This is a genomic window from Escherichia sp. WS1265 (assembly GCF_046487585.1).
GTDB lineage: Bacteria > Pseudomonadota > Gammaproteobacteria > Enterobacterales > Enterobacteriaceae > Escherichia > Escherichia coli.
Window position 1 is genome coordinate 89,190 of sequence record NZ_JBJQJE010000009.1, and the last position, 13,449, is coordinate 102,638.

13 protein-coding genes and 1 pseudogene are annotated in these 13,449 nt (G+C 48.3%); 8 read left to right on the forward strand and 6 right to left on the reverse strand.

The annotated features are described in order from the left end of the window. Window positions 1-3: 3 nt before the first annotated feature. The 7 genes from ACJHX3_RS11055 to rlmC all read left to right on the forward strand — a co-directional run bounded on the left by ACJHX3_RS11055 (window position 4) and on the right by rlmC (window position 6,692). Window positions 4-480: a YbjN domain-containing protein gene (locus ACJHX3_RS11055; RefSeq protein WP_000203025.1), complete on the forward strand. Its 477-nt coding sequence runs from the start codon at window positions 4-6 to the stop codon at window positions 478-480. 350 nt (window positions 481-830) lie between these two features. Next, window positions 831-1,943 (forward strand): spermidine/putrescine ABC transporter substrate-binding protein PotF, encoded by a 1,113-nt coding sequence (gene potF / locus ACJHX3_RS11060; protein WP_000126075.1) that lies wholly within the window; start codon window positions 831-833, stop codon window positions 1,941-1,943. Window positions 1,944-2,037: 94 nt separating this feature from the next. Further along, window positions 2,038-3,171 carry a putrescine ABC transporter ATP-binding subunit PotG gene (potG, locus tag ACJHX3_RS11065; RefSeq protein ID WP_000996002.1) on the forward strand — a complete coding sequence of 378 codons (1,134 nt, stop codon included), beginning with the start codon at window positions 2,038-2,040 and terminating at the stop codon, window positions 3,169-3,171. A gap of 9 nt (window positions 3,172-3,180) precedes the next feature. After that, complete coding sequence (potH, locus tag ACJHX3_RS11070; RefSeq protein WP_000105436.1) at window positions 3,181-4,134, forward strand: putrescine ABC transporter permease PotH; 954 nt, start codon at window positions 3,181-3,183, stop codon at window positions 4,132-4,134. Then, window positions 4,131-4,976 carry a putrescine ABC transporter permease PotI gene (potI, locus tag ACJHX3_RS11075; RefSeq protein ID WP_001061665.1) on the forward strand — a complete coding sequence of 282 codons (846 nt, stop codon included), beginning with the start codon at window positions 4,131-4,133 and terminating at the stop codon, window positions 4,974-4,976. Before potH ends, potI begins: the two co-directional genes overlap by 4 nt. Before the next feature lie 59 nt (window positions 4,977-5,035). Further along, window positions 5,036-5,524 (forward strand): YbjO family protein, encoded by a 489-nt coding sequence (locus tag ACJHX3_RS11080; RefSeq protein ID WP_000389260.1) that lies wholly within the window; start codon window positions 5,036-5,038, stop codon window positions 5,522-5,524. Window positions 5,525-5,564: 40 nt separating this feature from the next. Then, window positions 5,565-6,692, forward strand: a complete 1,128-nt coding sequence (gene rlmC / locus ACJHX3_RS11085; protein ID WP_025210341.1) for a 23S rRNA (uracil(747)-C(5))-methyltransferase RlmC — start codon at window positions 5,565-5,567, stop codon at window positions 6,690-6,692. A gap of 28 nt (window positions 6,693-6,720) precedes the next feature. Here the strand turns inward: rlmC and artJ are convergent, their stop codons facing one another. The 6 genes from artJ to ACJHX3_RS11115 all read right to left on the reverse strand — a co-directional run bounded on the left by artJ (window position 6,721) and on the right by ACJHX3_RS11115 (window position 11,279). After that, window positions 6,721-7,452: an arginine ABC transporter substrate-binding protein ArtJ gene (gene artJ, locus ACJHX3_RS11090; protein ID WP_001295905.1), complete on the reverse strand. Its 732-nt coding sequence runs from the start codon at window positions 7,450-7,452 to the stop codon at window positions 6,721-6,723. A gap of 225 nt (window positions 7,453-7,677) precedes the next feature. Further along, complete coding sequence (artM, locus tag ACJHX3_RS11095) at window positions 7,678-8,346, reverse strand: arginine ABC transporter permease ArtM (RefSeq protein ID WP_000464491.1); 669 nt, start codon at window positions 8,344-8,346, stop codon at window positions 7,678-7,680. After that, complete coding sequence (artQ, locus tag ACJHX3_RS11100; protein ID WP_001001688.1) at window positions 8,346-9,062, reverse strand: arginine ABC transporter permease ArtQ; 717 nt, start codon at window positions 9,060-9,062, stop codon at window positions 8,346-8,348. The genes artM and artQ overlap by 1 nt, the downstream gene beginning before the upstream one ends. Before the next feature lie 6 nt (window positions 9,063-9,068). Then, window positions 9,069-9,800 carry an arginine ABC transporter substrate-binding protein ArtI gene (artI, locus tag ACJHX3_RS11105; protein WP_000756575.1) on the reverse strand — a complete coding sequence of 244 codons (732 nt, stop codon included), beginning with the start codon at window positions 9,798-9,800 and terminating at the stop codon, window positions 9,069-9,071. 17 nt (window positions 9,801-9,817) lie between these two features. Beyond that, the gene (gene artP / locus ACJHX3_RS11110) at window positions 9,818-10,546 is read right to left on the reverse strand and encodes an arginine ABC transporter ATP-binding protein ArtP (protein WP_000027208.1); all 729 of its coding nucleotides are present in this window, start codon (window positions 10,544-10,546) and stop codon (window positions 9,818-9,820) included. Between the two features lie 217 nt (window positions 10,547-10,763). Continuing rightward, complete coding sequence (locus ACJHX3_RS11115; protein ID WP_001578049.1) at window positions 10,764-11,279, reverse strand: lipoprotein; 516 nt, start codon at window positions 11,277-11,279, stop codon at window positions 10,764-10,766. A 614-nt stretch (window positions 11,280-11,893) separates the two neighbouring features. Between ACJHX3_RS11115 and ACJHX3_RS11120 the strand changes: the two are divergent. Continuing rightward, window positions 11,894-13,132 (forward strand): annotated as a pseudogene (locus ACJHX3_RS11120) (pentapeptide repeat-containing protein); the annotation flags it as partial. Window positions 13,133-13,449 lie beyond the last annotated feature (317 nt).

Below are 13,449 nucleotides of genomic sequence, written 5' to 3' on the forward strand. Positions count from 1 at the left end.
ATTATGACATCGCTGGTCGTTCCTGGTCTGGATACGCTGCGTCAATGGCTCGATGACCTGGGGATGAGTTTTTTTGAATGTGATAACTGTCAGGCTCTGCATCTGCCCCATATGCAGAATTTCGACGGTGTCTTTGATGCCAAAATCGATCTGATCGATAACACGATCCTGTTTTCTGCCATGGCGGAAGTCCGACCTTCAGCCGTATTGCCGCTGGCGGCGGATTTATCTGCCATCAATGCCAGTTCGCTGACCGTGAAAGCATTTCTTGATATGCAGGATGATAATCTGCCAAAGCTGGTGGTTTGCCAGTCTTTATCCGTTATGCAGGGCGTAACCTATGAGCAGTTTGCATGGTTCGTGCGTCAGAGCGAAGAGCAGATTTCGATGGTCATTCTTGAAGCTAATGCCCATCAACTGCTGTTACCGACTGACGATGAAGGGCAAAACAACGTTACCGAAAACTATTTCCTCCACTGATAACTCCTTTCGAGTACGCAGTCGCTGCCGCAGTGACTGCGTGCTGCAAAATTATCTGCTGTTTTTAACCTTTTCTTAAAGATTATTTCACTTCTCTTGTGCCGATTTGGCTTTATCACATAGAGCAAATACGCATAAAAATTTGTTAAATACCGTTTTTTAATCCGAGCTATAGTCTCAAACCCTGGCTAAAGTTATTCTTGCGATGCTTTTATATAGCGAGCAGTGCTGGCCGGGAGAGAGTTCTCTTTTCTTACACCGCGCCGATAAAAAATATGCACGTTTATTGCATATCTTTCAGTGTGACAACTTTTGTTCGTTTGTTAACGAACTTTCAGAAGGAAAGAGATATGACCGCCTTAAATAAAAAATGGCTATCGGGTCTGGTTGCGGGTGCTCTGATGGCCGTCTCTGTCGGCACGCTCGCGGCTGAACAAAAAACACTCCACATTTATAACTGGTCTGATTATATCGCCCCGGACACGGTGGCCAATTTTGAAAAAGAAACCGGTATTAAAGTCGTCTACGATGTTTTCGACTCTAACGAAGTACTGGAAGGCAAATTAATGGCGGGTAGCACCGGCTTTGACCTGGTGGTGCCGTCAGCAAGCTTTCTTGAACGCCAGTTGACTGCGGGAGTTTTCCAGCCGCTGGATAAAAGCAAATTGCCGGAGTGGAAGAATCTCGACCCGGAACTGCTGAAGTTGGTTGCCAAACACGACCCGGATAATAAATTTGCTATGCCCTATATGTGGGCGACAACCGGGATTGGCTATAACGTCGATAAAGTCAAAGCGGTGCTGGGCGAAAACGCGCCCGTCGATAGCTGGGACTTGATCCTCAAACCTGAAAATCTGGAAAAACTGAAAAGCTGCGGCGTCTCTTTCCTTGATGCACCGGAAGAAGTGTTTGCTACCGTGCTGAATTATCTCGGCAAAGATCCCAACAGCACTAAAGCGGATGATTACACCGGACCGGCAACCGATCTGCTGTTAAAGCTGCGCCCGAACATTCGTTATTTCCATTCATCTCAATACATTAACGACCTGGCGAACGGCGATATCTGCGTCGCTATTGGCTGGGCGGGCGATGTCTGGCAGGCGTCAAACCGCGCGAAGGAAGCGAAGAATGGCGTTAATGTCTCGTTCTCGATTCCGAAAGAAGGGGCGATGGCGTTCTTTGATGTCTTCGCCATGCCTGCGGATGCCAAAAATAAAGACGAAGCCTATCAATTCCTGAATTACCTGCTGCGCCCGGATGTGGTGGCGCATATTTCTGACCATGTGTTCTATGCCAATGCGAACAAAGAAGCTACGCCGCTGGTAAGCGCGGAAGTCCGTGATAATCCAGGGATTTATCCTCCGGCGGACGTTCGTGCGAAGTTGTTCACTCTGAAAGTGCAGGATCCAAAAATAGACCGTGTGCGCACCCGCGCGTGGACCAAAGTGAAGAGCGGAAAATAATCCGCAGTCGTAGATGCCGGACGGGCGCACCACGCCCGCCGGCAATTCGCACCATTATGGTGCGCTTGCACACATTCAATGCCGGAGAGCAGCCGTGAATGACGCTATCCCTCGCCCGCAGGCGAAAACCCGTAAGGCGCTGACGCCGCTATTAGAAATCCGTAATCTGACTAAATCTTACGATGGTCAGCATGCGGTCGATGATGTCAGCCTGACCATCTATAAAGGCGAAATCTTCGCGCTGCTGGGCGCATCCGGCTGTGGCAAGTCCACGCTGCTGCGTATGCTGGCAGGTTTCGAACAACCTTCTGCCGGGCAGATTATGCTCGATGGCGTCGATTTGTCACAGGTTCCGCCTTACCTGCGCCCCATCAATATGATGTTTCAGTCTTACGCGCTGTTTCCGCATATGACCGTGGAACAGAACATCGCTTTTGGCCTGAAACAGGACAAACTACCGAAAGCGGAAATTGCCAGCCGGGTCAATGAGATGCTCGGCCTGGTGCATATGCAGGAGTTCGCCAAACGCAAACCGCATCAGCTTTCCGGCGGTCAGCGACAGCGTGTGGCACTGGCCCGAAGCCTTGCCAAGCGCCCGAAACTATTACTGCTCGATGAGCCTATGGGCGCGCTGGATAAAAAGCTGCGTGACCGGATGCAGCTTGAAGTGGTGGATATTCTGGAGCGTGTCGGTGTGACCTGCGTGATGGTTACTCACGATCAGGAAGAGGCGATGACCATGGCGGGGCGCATCGCCATTATGAATCGTGGGAAATTTGTCCAGATTGGCGAACCGGAAGAGATCTATGAGCATCCGACCACCCGCTATAGCGCTGAATTTATTGGCTCGGTTAATGTCTTTGAATGTGTACTCAAAGAGCGCCAGGAAGATGGTCTGGTGCTTTATTCGCCGGGGCTGGTGCATCCACTGAAAGTCGATGTAGATGCTTCGGTGGTCGATAACGTGCCGGTGCATGTGGCGCTTCGCCCGGAAAAAATCATGCTTTGCGATCAACCGCCTGCTGACGGCTACAATTTTGCGGTGGGGGAGGTGATACACATTGCCTATCTCGGCGATCTTTCGGTGTATCACGTTCGTCTGAAAAGTGGGCAAATGATTAGCGCCCAGCTACAAAACGCCCATCGTCATCGTAAAGGGTTACCGACCTGGGGCGATGAAGTGCGTTTGTGCTGGGAAGTGGACAGCTGTGTGGTGCTGACGGTTTAAGGAGCAAAAATGAGTACACTTGAACCTGCTGCCCAGTCGAAACCGCCGGGCGGATTTAAGCTGTGGTTGTCGCAGCTGCAAATGAAGCATGGGCGCAAACTGGTGATTGCGCTGCCGTATATCTGGCTAATCCTGCTGTTTCTGCTGCCATTTCTGATTGTCTTTAAAATAAGCCTGGCGGAGATGGCGCGCGCTATTCCACCTTATACCGAACTGATGGAGTGGGCTGACGGGCAACTTTCCATCACTCTTAATCTCGGTAATTTTCTGCAACTGACTGACGATCCGCTCTATTTCGATGCTTATCTCCAGTCGTTACAGGTGGCGGCGATTTCGACTATTTGCTGTTTACTGATCGGCTATCCGCTGGCGTGGGCGGTGGCGCACAGTAAGCCTTCGACCCGTAATATCTTATTACTACTGGTGATCCTGCCGTCGTGGACCTCGTTTCTGATTCGTGTCTACGCCTGGATGGGAATATTAAAAAATAACGGCGTGCTGAATAACTTTCTGCTGTGGCTGGGGGTTATCGATCAACCGCTGACAATTCTTCATACCAATCTGGCAGTTTATATTGGCATTGTTTACGCCTACGTGCCGTTTATGGTGCTGCCGATTTATACCGCGTTGATTCGTATTGATTATTCGCTGGTGGAAGCAGCACTGGATCTCGGTGCACGACCGCTGAAAACGTTCTTTACTGTGATCGTGCCGCTGACCAAAGGGGGGATTATTGCCGGATCGATGCTGGTATTTATCCCGGCTGTGGGCGAGTTTGTGATCCCGGAACTGCTCGGTGGCCCGGACAGCATCATGATAGGGCGCGTGCTATGGCAAGAGTTTTTCAATAATCGCGACTGGCCGGTGGCCTCGGCAGTGGCGATCATCATGTTGCTGCTGCTAATTGTGCCGATAATGTGGTTCCACAAACACCAGCAAAAAAGCGTGGGAGAACACGGATGAATAATTTACCGGTAGTTCGTTCGCCCTGGCGGATTGTGATTTTGCTGCTGGGCTTCACCTTTCTCTACGCGCCAATGCTGATGCTGGTGATCTATTCATTCAACAGCTCGAAGCTGGTGACGGTGTGGGCCGGCTGGTCAACGCGCTGGTATGGCGAATTATTGCGCGATGACGCGATGATGAGTGCGGTTGGTTTAAGCCTGACAATTGCGGCCTGTGCGGCGACGGCGGCGGCGATCCTCGGGACGATTGCGGCGGTGGTGCTGGTGCGCTTTGGCAGGTTTCGCGGATCAAATGGTTTTGCCTTTATGATCACCGCGCCGCTGGTGATGCCAGATGTCATCACGGGCTTGTCGCTATTGTTGTTATTCGTCGCGCTTGCTCATGCCATTGGCTGGCCTGCGGACCGCGGTATGCTCACCATCTGGCTGGCGCATGTCACTTTCTGTACGGCTTATGTGGCAGTCGTTATTTCGTCGCGTCTGCGGGAACTGGATAGCTCGATAGAAGAAGCAGCGATGGATCTTGGTGCGACGCCACTGAAAGTGTTTTTCGTCATTACGCTACCGATGATCATGCCCGCGATCATTTCTGGCTGGTTACTGGCTTTTACTTTGTCGCTTGATGATCTGGTTATCGCCAGCTTTGTTTCCGGGCCGGGAGCCACCACGTTACCGATGCTGGTCTTTTCTAGCGTGCGGATGGGGGTGAATCCGGAAATCAACGCCCTGGCAACATTGATCCTCGGTGCGGTCGGAATTGTCGGATTTATCGCCTGGTATTTGATGGCTCGCGCAGAAAAACAGCGGATACGCGACATCCAGCGTGCAAGACGTGGCTGAAGACACTAAAATTTGCCAACCTGGCTACATAATGCCGCGCATGTCGCGGCATTGTTTTCATGGAAGACGAAACGTTGGGATTTTTTAAGAAAACATCTTCATCTCATGCTCGCCTGAATGTGCCTGCGCTGGTGCAGGTGGCGGCGCTCGCCATTATTATGATCCGTGGCCTCGACGTGCTGATGATTTTCAATACGCTGGGCGTGCGCGGTATTGGCGAGTTCATTCATCGCAGCGTACAAACCTGGAGTCTAACGCTGGTCTTTTTAAGCAGTCTGGTGTTGGTTTTTATTGAGATCTGGTGTGCGTTTTCACTGGTGAAAGGGCGTCGCTGGGCGCGCTGGCTGTATCTGTTGACACAAATCACGGCCGCAAGTTACTTGTGGGCGGCTTCGCTGGGGTATGGTTATCCGGAGCTGTTCAGCATTCCCGGTGAATCAAAACGTGAAATCTTCCATAGCCTGATGCTGCAGAAGCTGCCGGATATGCTCATCCTGATGCTGCTGTTCGTTCCCTCGACCAGTCGGCGGTTCTTCCAGTTGCAATAATGTGTATAATCGTCGCCCCTGATGATGTGAAGGTCAATGTATGCAGTGCGCACTTTACGACGCGGGTCGCTGTCGTTCCTGTCAGTGGATAACGCAGCCGATTCCTGAGCAACTCTCCGCTAAAACCGCCGATCTTAAAAATCTGCTCGCCGATTTTCCGGTTGGGGAATGGTGTGCGCCAGTGTCAGGCCCGGAACAAGGGTTTCGTAATAAAGCCAAAATGGTGGTGAGTGGTAGCGTTGAAAAACCACTGCTCGGTATGCTGCATCGAGACGGCACACCGGAAGACCTTTGTGACTGCCCGCTTTATCCTGCCTCATTTGCGCCCGTTTTTGCGGCGCTAAAACCGTTTATCGCCCGAGCGGGGTTAACGCCCTACAACGTGGCGCGTAAGCGTGGCGAACTGAAATACATTCTGCTGACTGAAAGCCAGAGCGATGGCGGCATGATGCTGCGCTTTGTACTGCGTTCTGATACCAAGCTGGCGCAACTGCGTAAGGCGCTGCCGTGGTTACAGGAACAACTACCGCAGCTGAAAGTTATTACCGTCAATATTCAGCCGGTACATATGGCGATTATGGAAGGGGAGACGGAGATCTACCTGACTGAACAACAGGCGCTGGCAGAGCGTTTTAATGACGTACCGCTGTGGATCCGTCCGCAAAGTTTCTTCCAGACTAATCCGGCGGTCGCCAGCCAGCTGTACGCTACCGCGCGCGACTGGGTACGGCAGCTGCCAGTTAAACATATGTGGGATCTGTTCTGTGGCGTGGGGGGCTTTGGTTTACACTGCGCGACGCCTGACATGCAGTTAACCGGGATCGAAATTGCACCAGAGGCCATTGCCTGTGCGAAGCAGTCAGCCGCTGAACTGGGCTTAACGCGTTTGCAATTTCAGGCGCTGGACTCCACTCAGTTTGCCACCGCCCAGGGGGAAGTGCCTGAGCTGGTGCTGGTTAACCCGCCGCGCCGCGGCATTGGTAAACCGCTATGTGATTATCTCTCAACGATGGCACCGCGTTTTATTATCTACTCCAGCTGTAACGCCCAAACCATGGCGAAAGATATCCGCGAACTGCCAGGTTACCGCATCGAACGGGTACAGCTTTTTGATATGTTCCCGCACACCGCGCACTATGAAGTGCTGACGCTGCTGGTGAAGCAATAAAAAAGCCGCAGGTGCGGCTTTCTGAATCTTACTGCGGGAACCACTGGTCATTGATTTTCTGATATGTACCGTCAGCTTTAATTGCTGCCAGCGCATTATTCAGTTTTTCCAGCAGAGCTTTGTTATCCGGACGTACAGCGATACCCAGGCCGGTGCCGAAGTACTGCGGATCGGTCACTTTCTCAGTCGCAACGCCCAGTTGTGGATTGGTTTTCAGCCATTCGTTTACCACCGCTGTGTCACCAAATACCCCATCAATACGACCATTTTTCAGGTCGATAAAGGCATTCTGATAACTGTCATAGGAGACAGTTTTCACTTCCGGGTGCTGATCCTGAATATATTTCTGGTGCGTGGTGCCGTTTTCCATCCCAATACGTTTGCCTTTCAGATCGGCAAACGTTTTGTAGGTATCTTTTTTGGCAATCACGACGGCTGAGTTTTCATAGTAGGGCGTGGTAAACGATACCTGTTTGCTACGCTCCGGCGTGATATCCATACCGGAGATTACGGCGTCATATTTTCTGAATTTCAGTGACGGGATCAGGCTGTCGAACGCGTGATTAGTAAAAGTACATTCTGCCTGCATTTGTTTGCACAAGGCTTTTGCCAGGTCGATATCAAAGCCGACAATCTCATTATTAGCACCTATAGATTCAAAGGGTGGATAGGTGGCTGAAACGCCAAAATTGATTTTCTCTGCGGCAGAAGCACCGAAAGTAAAGGAAGCAAGTAATGCGGCAAGAACTAACTTTTTCATGATGGAACTCCCGTCTGTCAATCTTATGATTTTTGGCCGTGTCTGCGGCATGGGATAACAATGCCATCAAGTGAATTTATATGCAATAAATATGATTAAATAATTTGCATGGAATTAAAAAAGACGGACAACTTAGTTGGTTGCCCGTCTTCATTATAAGATCTTATGCATTATGCAGGTCGGGTAAGACGTCCACGACGCATCCGGCATCAGCACGCAGCCACATTAATTCCGCCGTTCGAATGCCAGCGCTTTACGCTCGATCAGACGCATCATCAGCGTCAGCAGGCCGTTAACGACCAGGTAAATAATCCCTGCCGCACCGAACACCATTACATCGTAGGTGCGTCCGTACAACAACTGGCTGTAGCCCATCACTTCCATCAGCGTAATGGTGTAAGCCAGAGAGGTACTTTTGAACACCAGCACCACTTCGTTGGAATAAGAAGAGAGCGAGCGTTTAAAGGCATACGGCAGCAGGATCGCCAGCGTATCTTTTTTGCTCATTCCCAGAGCGCTACAGGACTGCCACTGACCTTCCGGGATCGCACGAATTGCACCGTAAAACAGCTGCGTGGTATACGCCGCACTGTTCAGCGACAACGCAATCAGCGCACACAGCCACGGTTCTGACAGCAAATGCCACAGTGCCGGATACTCCTGCAACGTCGGGAACTGGCCCGGCCCGTAATAAATCAGGAAGATCTGCACCAGCAGCGGCGTACCGGTAAACAGCGTAATATAACCCCGCACCAGCCACACCAGTACCGGCGTTTTCAGCGTCAGGATGATGGTAAAAATCAATGCCAGAATCAGTGCCACAATCAGCGAGGCAACGGTTAGCGTCAGGCTGGTGTGCAGCCCTTTCATCAGTTCGGGTAAATACTCAAACATTAGCTGGGCCTCCGCTCAAAACGTGTCGCGCGCAGGTCAATGCGTTTGAGAATGTACTGACTGAGCAGGGTGATCACCAGGTAAATCGCCGCCGCCACAATATACCAGGTAAATGGTTCCTGGGTACGAGTAGCAATGCTTTTAGTTTGTAGCATTAAATCATTCACACTAATCAAACTGACCAGCGCGGTATCTTTCAGCAGCACCAGCCACTGGTTACCGAGGCCAGGCAGCGCATGACGCCACATCTGCGGCATCACCAGACGGAAAAAGATAGCCGATTTCGACAGCCCCAGCGCCTGGCCGGATTCCCACTGACCCATCGGCACCGCTTTCAACGCGCCGCGCAGCGTTTGCGAGGCATAGGCGGCATACAGCAGCGACAGAGCGATGACACCACAAAGGAACGGGCTAACGTCGAAGTTCTCAATGTCCATCTGCACCGGGATCTGCACGAACCCAAGATTGATAGTGAAGCCATCCGAAAGCGTCAGCAGCAGCTGCGAGGAGCCAAAATAGATAAACAGCACCACCAGAATTTCTGGCAGGCCACGCAGAATGGTTACCAGCGCTGAACCTGCCCACGCGACAGGACGCCATTTTGCAGACTCCCATACCGCAAAGAACATCGCCAGCGCCAGCCCGACAATCAATGCACAAACGGCAAGGCCGACGGTCATCCCGGCGGCGCTTGCTAAAGGAAAAAATTCATTCATCAGGAATTACTTCTGGAACCATTTGTTATAGATGGTTTCGTAAGTGCCATCTTTCTTCACTTTTTCCAGCGCAGTGTTGAGTTTCTGCTGCAGTTCAGTGTTGCCCTGACGTACCGCGATGCCGAGGCCAGTACCGAAATAATCTTTATCGGTCACTTTATCGCCCACTGCCGCCAGTTTCGGGTTGTCTTTCAGCCACTCGGTGACCACTGCAGTGTCACCGAATACGCTGTCGATACGACCGTTTTGCAGATCCAGTTTTGCGTTCTGGTAGCTGTCATACGGAACGGTGGTGATTTCCGGGTGCTTATCCATAATGAACTTCTGGTGTGTCGTCCCGTTCTGAACGCCGACTTTTTTGCCTTTCAGCTGATCAACACTGGTGTATTTGCCTTGCTGACCCACAAACAGGGCAGAGTTGTCATAGTACGGCGTGGTAAACAGCACCTGCTTTTCACGCTCCGGAGTGATATCCATGCCCGCCATCACTGCTTCTACGCGACGGAATTTCAGGCTTGGGATCAGGCTGTCAAACGCCTGGTTAGAGAAAGTACAGGTTGCATCAATCTCTTTACACAGTGCCTGTGCCAGGTCGACGTCAAAACCAACGATCTGGTTGTTTGCATCAATCGATTCAAACGGAGGATAGGAGGCTTCGGTAGCAAAACGAATAGTTTCGGCAGCTGTGGCGGAAAGACTAAAACCTGCAATTAACGCGGCAATCAGAACTTTTTTCATTGTTGTTATCCCGAATATTAGTGAGAGAGATAGTTTTTAAATGCTTCGGTTTGCGGCTCGGTAAAGCAGCTCGCGTCGCCTTGTTCTACTATATGACCGTTTTCCATATACACTACTCGGCTGGCGGTTTTACGCGCCACTTCAACTTCGTGGGTGACGATCACCTGGGTAATATTCGTTTCTGCCAACTCACGAATGATGCTGACGATTTGTGCCGTAATTTCCGGGTCCAGTGCGGCGGTCGGTTCATCGAACAGCAGTACCTGCGGTTCCATCATCAACGCACGGGCAATAGCAACACGCTGCTGCTGACCACCAGAAAGATGCAGCGGGTAACGATCGCTATAAGGTTTGAGACGCAGACGTTCCAGCAGTTTTTCTGCACGGGTCAGCGCCTGATCTTTGCTCAACCCCAGTACACGGCAGGGCGCTTCAATCAGGTTTTGCTGCACGGTCAGATGCGGCCACAGGTTGTATTGCTGAAACACCATGCCAACGTTACGACGCAAATCGCGAATCGCTTTGTCAGAGGGTGTTTTGGTGAAATCGAAATGGTTGCCTGCAATGTTGAGCGTACCGGAGCGCGGCATCTCAAGCAGATTGAGTACACGCAGCAGCGAGCTTTTACCCGCGCCGCTGGGGCCAAGTAACACCAGCGTTTCGCCCTGTGGGCAATCCAGCGTGATATCGAACAGCGCCTGATGCGCGCCGTAGAAGCAATTAATGCCGTTTAATTGAATACTCATTGACACTCGTATACTGGCAGTCTGATAGCTATTGAGGTCGAAGATAGTACCTTTGACAGAATAATTATGCAATATTTCTGCTTTAAAAGTTAAAAGCAAAGCGCATTATTCAATAAACATAGCACAAAATAACGGGGGCGGTGGTCGGCGAGCATAAATGTCGGCATTCCTCACGAAATGCCGGACAATTTACGGGGTTTATTGGTTGATCAAGGCGTTAGCGATTCTCGATGGACTGACGGAGCGTACCCGATGTGGCATGAACGCTACCGCCTAAGTAGCGCACATCGTCGATGACCCAACACTGGCCTTCCTGAATCATTAACACTTCATCCTGCCAGCCCTGGTCACCCTGTTTGAGATCCACGCGCAATGGAATGTTACGGGCATCACGATTAGGGATAGTCGATGCACTGGCAACGTGGGCGCTGTCTGGCAAGGTGGTTCGACTGGAGAACGGATCGCTGCTTAACAATTCACGATGACTGTTATTGCGGCTGGCATCGCTAAGTAGGGTTGCCAGTTTGTCACTCAAATAGGGGCGCAGGGCGGTAATGTCATTGCTGCGATGTTGAATGCGGTAGTCATAGAATTGTTGAGCCACGCTGTCAGGGCCACCCTGGACACAGGAACCGGTGCGGAGGCCGTTATCTTTATAAGCTGGCGTGACGGTGGTACAGGCACTCAGCAGCAGTGCACATGGAATAAGTAGAGATAGTGAACGGTAGCGCATAATCATTTCCTTATTAGCTTGCTGTCTGCGTCACACTACGACCAAACGTTATCAGATTATTTAATACATTGTTTTTAATACAATTCTGAAACAATCTGAACACCTGATTGGGTTTGAGTCCATTGCTGGCTACCCACTCAAGGTTGCTCGTAGCTGACTTACTTAAATTACCCAAACAATAGACAGTGTAAACCATTTGTGAGGTTGAGCGTGTTATATGGCTGAAATGATCATTTAAGGTAAATATGATAGTTCTGAAATGGCGGGATAAATCCTCCTGTAGAGGTTAAGAGCATCTGCAAGAAGCCAGTTTCACATTTATAACGCGTGATAAATGAACGCGGTTATTGTCTAATCATTACAGAATTTTTCACATGCAATAAGAGATCCTGCGATTAAGATGATTGCTAAAATCACATTGTATTTTTGAAAATGAGCGAAATTTGATAGTCCCAGCTTTGACTTTTGATAATATTATATATGCTACAGTTGTGGGTAAAGAATTTAAGCTAATGAGTTTGAGCGAAGAATAAATCAAACTGTATCAGTGTTTCGTTAATTAATATGAGTATAAATGCGTTGTGCTTTTATAATAATAAAGCACGAGGAGTTCAGTGGAATATCTTTTCCCTTGGGTGATTTTTAATATGATAAACAATATATCTGATCAAGCATCATCATTTCCAGGCACACAACTGAATCAAAGTGATAATTTCCTCGATTCACTGAAGGAATTTTTCGCGATATTAAATTCCAGTCGTAAGGGTGAGTTGTCTACATGGGACACCATCTACTTGCATCTGATATTAGCAATAAATGCTGATAGTGATCTCATAAAAAATGATGAGTTGCTAGCGGAAAATATTCCATCAGCGAATTATCAATTTAATATATTTTTTAGTAATGCTTTCGAGATTGATGTTAAAAAATATCTTGGCAAATCAGAAGATAACGAAGTTGAAATAAAAGTGGGTAATGAAAGAATTACCATTGGAATACGTAATGTATCGAATGGGAAACTTGAAAGACAAAAATTTCTTTTCCCACTAGACTATGAGAATAAATTACAACATCAATTAGACAAGTATTTTACGATTGAATCGCACCCATTATTATACAGGCATACTATGGGTAGTAAGATTGCGAATGTGATTTTTGAAAAATTATACAGTCGTATTGACTTTAACAAAGAGCAATATATATCCTTTATAAAGGATGCGTTTATTCATTTTTATGATTATAGCAGGCGATATGTAATTAGTGAGAATATCGAAAAAGACGCTGTAACAAACAATATCGCATTGATGGGTACTTTTTATGACAGTGAAAATACGTCAGGTGAGGTTTTAAATAATGATTTTACAGAAGAAGAGTCATTTGAAACTGCGTTAGATGTAGAGCATGCAATAGTGCTTGGATTTGCTGATGATAATTTTGAAACAAGACCTGTTCATTATCAGGATTTATTAACACGATTTAGTGCCTTTCAAGATACCGTGTTTAATCTGTTTCCTGAAATGCACTCTGCGCATTACAACGATATTTGTAGCGTAAGTGTGGATATGACAAAGGGAACGCAATGCATGATCCACTTGATGGTGAATGAAGAAGTTTTCATGTCGTTGCCTGTTCCAGTTGCCACGATGGTATGTGAAGATGCAACTAATTTAGTCAATCTTAAAACACTACTCAATGATGGTTGCTTTATTAAATATAGTCATTTTAATGATGTGGCATTAATAAAGCAAAACATAAGTAATCTCTATTTATCACACACTGTTGTGAATGAAAGCATATTGAAAAAATGTTGTTTTGAAAACGGCAGTTTAGGTGATGTTAAAATAACAAATAGCAATATAGTAAACAATGTATTCAAAAACGTTTCGTTTAGAACCGTTAAAATTAACAATGTGAATACTCATTCTTTAAAATTTATTAACTGCCATTTTTTCAATGTTGATATGATAAGAGTTAATTTCAGTAAATGTCTTTTTCATGACTGTAGTATGCATGGTGTCAAGATAAAACCATGGTTGCCAGTAAAATGGACAAAAGAATTAATAAATGATTATTTGTATGGCTGTTTACTATCTCTGTACTCTATCTGTGCAAGAGATATATATAATATGATCGCCGGTAATAACGTGAAGGTTGCTGCGGATGCTTTTCT

Bases quoted from the DNA above. Each gene is read 5' to 3' on its own strand.
- potI (WP_001061665.1), top strand. From the start codon at position 4,131: ATGAATAATTTACCGGTAGTTCGTTCGCCCTGGCGGATTGTGATTTTG.
- rlmC (WP_025210341.1), top strand. From the start codon at position 5,565: ATGCAGTGCGCACTTTACGACGCGGGTCGCTGTCGTTCCTGTCAGTGG.
- ACJHX3_RS11055 (WP_000203025.1), top strand. From the start codon at position 4: ATGACATCGCTGGTCGTTCCTGGTCTGGATACGCTGCGTCAATGGCTC.
- potF (WP_000126075.1), top strand. From the start codon at position 831: ATGACCGCCTTAAATAAAAAATGGCTATCGGGTCTGGTTGCGGGTGCT.
- potH (WP_000105436.1), top strand. From the start codon at position 3,181: ATGAGTACACTTGAACCTGCTGCCCAGTCGAAACCGCCGGGCGGATTT.
- artM (WP_000464491.1), bottom strand. From the start codon at position 8,346: ATGTTTGAGTATTTACCCGAACTGATGAAAGGGCTGCACACCAGCCTG.
- artP (WP_000027208.1), bottom strand. From the start codon at position 10,546: ATGAGTATTCAATTAAACGGCATTAATTGCTTCTACGGCGCGCATCAG.
- artQ (WP_001001688.1), bottom strand. From the start codon at position 9,062: ATGAATGAATTTTTTCCTTTAGCAAGCGCCGCCGGGATGACCGTCGGC.
- artI (WP_000756575.1), bottom strand. From the start codon at position 9,800: ATGAAAAAAGTTCTGATTGCCGCGTTAATTGCAGGTTTTAGTCTTTCC.
- ACJHX3_RS11080 (WP_000389260.1), top strand. From the start codon at position 5,036: ATGGAAGACGAAACGTTGGGATTTTTTAAGAAAACATCTTCATCTCAT.
- artJ (WP_001295905.1), bottom strand. From the start codon at position 7,452: ATGAAAAAGTTAGTTCTTGCCGCATTACTTGCTTCCTTTACTTTCGGT.
- ACJHX3_RS11115 (WP_001578049.1), bottom strand. From the start codon at position 11,279: ATGCGCTACCGTTCACTATCTCTACTTATTCCATGTGCACTGCTGCTG.